This window comes from Actinomycetota bacterium (assembly GCA_030776725.1).
Lineage (GTDB): Bacteria > Actinomycetota > Nitriliruptoria > Nitriliruptorales > JAHWKO01 > JAHWKW01.
In genome coordinates this window covers 1-2,770 of the sequence record JALYHG010000050.1, presented here as the reverse complement: position 1 = coordinate 2,770, position 2,770 = coordinate 1, and the positions used below count along the sequence as shown (strand labels likewise).

Genomic DNA, 2,770 nt, shown 5'->3' with positions numbered 1-2,770 from the left:
GACGACGGCACCGTCAGCGCCATCGTCATCCGCGACGTACCAGCCTTCGTCTGCGACCTGTGCGAAGAGGCCTACTACGAACCGCGCGTCACGGACGCGGTCGTCCGGCTACTCGAACAGACCGACGTCGCCCCCGGCCGGGCGATCGCTGTCGACTACGCACCAGCCGACGCCGCCTGACCCTCACGACAGCCGGCGAAGGTTATGGGCAACGTCTCATGACTGCCGGCATGGCGGGACAGAGCCAACGGTTGTCGTTGGTATGGATCACTGCTGCTCGCGGCTCGTTCTGCCCCCTCCGGTCGTGAGGTTTCTGACGGCTCACCACTGAACTCGTTTCGCGTTAGGCGTCCGACGTGATGTGGTCGGCTACGTGGAAGATGGTCAGGGCCGGTTCCGCACCCGCCGCCTGGAAGGCCCGCACGCCGGGCGGAGCCCGCCCGGAATCGCGCATCCCGTCGCGCATCTCGTCGAGGTCCGCGCGGCTGGTGAAGACGGTGACGAGTCGCCACATATCGCTGTCGGTGGCGGAGAGTAGGAAGGACTCAACGATGATGGGCGGGGGCCATCCAGCGGGCGGTATGCGTCGAGAAGATCCTGTTGCCGATCCGGGTCGATGTGGGCTTCGAGCATCGTGACCACCATGGCCTGACTCCTGTCCTGTCGTCACGAGCCTCGCGAGTGTCGGCCAGGAAACCTCGGTCGGTCAACAGCATCCGCAACCGTTCTTCGTTGAGGAACACAGGTGCACGGGGAGGGTCATCGTGGGTCACGGGGCGGCGGGGAGCCGGACAGCGAAGCAGGCGCCCGGCTCCAGGCTCTCGTACCAGCTGCTGCCCCGGTTCGCTTCGGCGAGGCCGGACACGATCGACAGCCCGAGGCCGGTGCCTTCCCCGTCCGTCATCCGTCCGCGGGTGAACGGTTCGAACACCTCCGAGACGAAGTCGGGGTCGACACCGGGGCCGGCATCGCAGATCCGCAGGTCGATGTGGGGTCGGCCACCGGAGGCACCGGGGCGGATCTCAATCCGGAACGGCTGGGCGCCGTAGCGTCGGGCGTTGGTGAGCAGGTTGACCAGGACCCGCGTGAGGTGGTCGGGGTCCACCTCGACGCTCGCGTCGCCGGGTCCCTCCACGTCGACGTCCATCCCCAGGTCCGCGACGACCGCCCCGATCGCCGCACCGACCTCGACCGATCGCCGACGGGCGTCGACCGCCTGCGCTTCCAGCCGGGACAGCGTGAGCAGATCGTCCACCAGACGGAACAGCCGCCGCGACTGCCGTTCGATCGAGCCGAGAAGGTGAAGCTTCTCCCCGTCGTCCATGCCTTCCCAGTGCTCACGCAGCAGCCCGGCGAACCCATGGATCACGGTCAGCGGGGACCGCAGCTCGTGAGACACCACCGAGATCAGTCGGGTCTTGCTGTCGTTGGCCTCGCGGAGGTCCGCGTTGGCCCGCTCCAGGTCCGTGCGGGCCCGCTGGCGTTCGATCACACGTCCGAGCTGCGTCCCGATCATGCCCATCATCTTCAGCATGGCCAGATCCGGCTCGAACCGCTCCCGCGTGTAGAACTCGAGGACCGCTGTGACCTGATCACCGCTCAGCACCGGGAACGCCATGCCGGTCCTCAGATCGACCTCCGCGGCGACCGCCGAACGCGGGAAGTTGGGGTCCTCGACCACGTCGACGATCCAGGCCGGCTCCCCGGTCACCAGCACCCGGCCCGGCAGGCCCGTCCCCGCCACGAACGCGGTCGCTTCGGTCGCATCCACGAACGGCTGGTAGCGCGGACCGTCGGTGAACCACCAGTCGGTCGGCACCAGCCGGTCCCCGTCGGCCACGTCGGCCAGGTAGGCGTGACCAACCGGCCAGCCCACCGTGCGGCACACCTCCTCGATCGCCGTGCGCAGCGCCGTCTCCACGTCGGAGGTGGCGTTGGCGGCGGCGGTCACGCGCTGCTGGAGGTGCACGTCACGTCGCATGCGCCGCCGCTCGCTGATGTCACGCAGGAACGCGTTGAACCGCTGTCCGTCGGCGTGCGGACTCGGCCAGATCGTGACCTCGGTCGGAACCTCCTGACCGTCACGCCGCAGCGCGGGCAGCTCCAGCCGCTCGAACAGCACCGGCCCCTGCCCGGTCTCCCGATAGCGAGCGATGCCCTCCCGGTGAGCGTCGCGGAACCGGTCGGGGATCACGGTGTCGGTGAGCGAGCGTCCGACGACCTCCTCGGCCGACCAACCCAACAGCATCTCGGCCTGCCGGTTCCAGTCCAGGATGCGACTGTCCGCGTCGATCGCGATGTACGCGTCGTTCGCCGTCTCGAGGATCAGCCGCCAGCGCTGCTCGGCCTCCTCCAACGCCGCGAGCGCCCGCCGGTGCCGCTCTCGCAGCGAATCCCGGCTACCCCCCGTGCCGGCAGTGCTCATCGATGCCCCGATCGCGGACGGAACCCGCAGCAACGCGGGATCGCGACCGCCCCTAGCCTACGACTTCCGGTCGCAAGGCGAAGCGAGAAGCCCGCCTCCGGCGACCGACACGACAACGCCTGTCCAAGCGACGACCAGCAGCCTCCAGATCGCTGCTGGCGCGTAGCGTCGCTAGCTCAGCTTGTTTAACGGCGTAGTGCTAGCCGCGGGCCGCTGCAGGCCAGCCAGCAGCTGCGCGACGACGGCAGCATGCCGCGAGCTGCCGATGCGGTGGCTGAACCCGCACAACCGGGCAGGCCAGCCGACGACCCATCCACCGGCGCGAACAACGTTGCTCCCACCACC

The 2,770-nt window shown here is 69.0% G+C and carries 3 protein-coding genes; 1 reads left to right on the top strand and 2 read right to left on the bottom strand.

Annotated elements, in window-relative coordinates; translation table 11 throughout:
* Positions 1 to 180: YgiT-type zinc finger protein (locus M3N57_02165; GenBank protein MDP9021504.1), on the top strand; the 180-nt coding region annotated here is incomplete at its 5' end.
* Positions 181 to 343: 163 nt separating this feature from the next.
* On the opposite strand, the gene M3N57_02160 is transcribed toward M3N57_02165, so the two are convergent.
* Together M3N57_02160 and M3N57_02155 are read right to left on the bottom strand one after the other, a co-directional pair.
* Positions 344 to 514 (bottom strand): hypothetical protein, encoded by a 171-nt coding sequence (locus M3N57_02160; GenBank protein MDP9021503.1) that lies wholly within the window; start codon positions 512 to 514, stop codon positions 344 to 346.
* Positions 515 to 769: 255 nt separating this feature from the next.
* Positions 770 to 2,425 (bottom strand): PAS domain S-box protein, encoded by a 1,656-nt coding sequence (locus M3N57_02155; GenBank protein ID MDP9021502.1) that lies wholly within the window; start codon positions 2,423 to 2,425, stop codon positions 770 to 772.
* Positions 2,426 to 2,770 lie beyond the last annotated feature (345 nt).

What these genes read in the sequence shown, in the direction of transcription:
- M3N57_02160 (MDP9021503.1), bottom strand. Translation starts at nt 514, where the DNA reads ATGTGGCGACTCGTCACCGTCTTCACCAGCCGCGCGGACCTCGACGAG.
- M3N57_02155 (MDP9021502.1), bottom strand. Translation starts at nt 2,425, where the DNA reads ATGAGCACTGCCGGCACGGGGGGTAGCCGGGATTCGCTGCGAGAGCGG.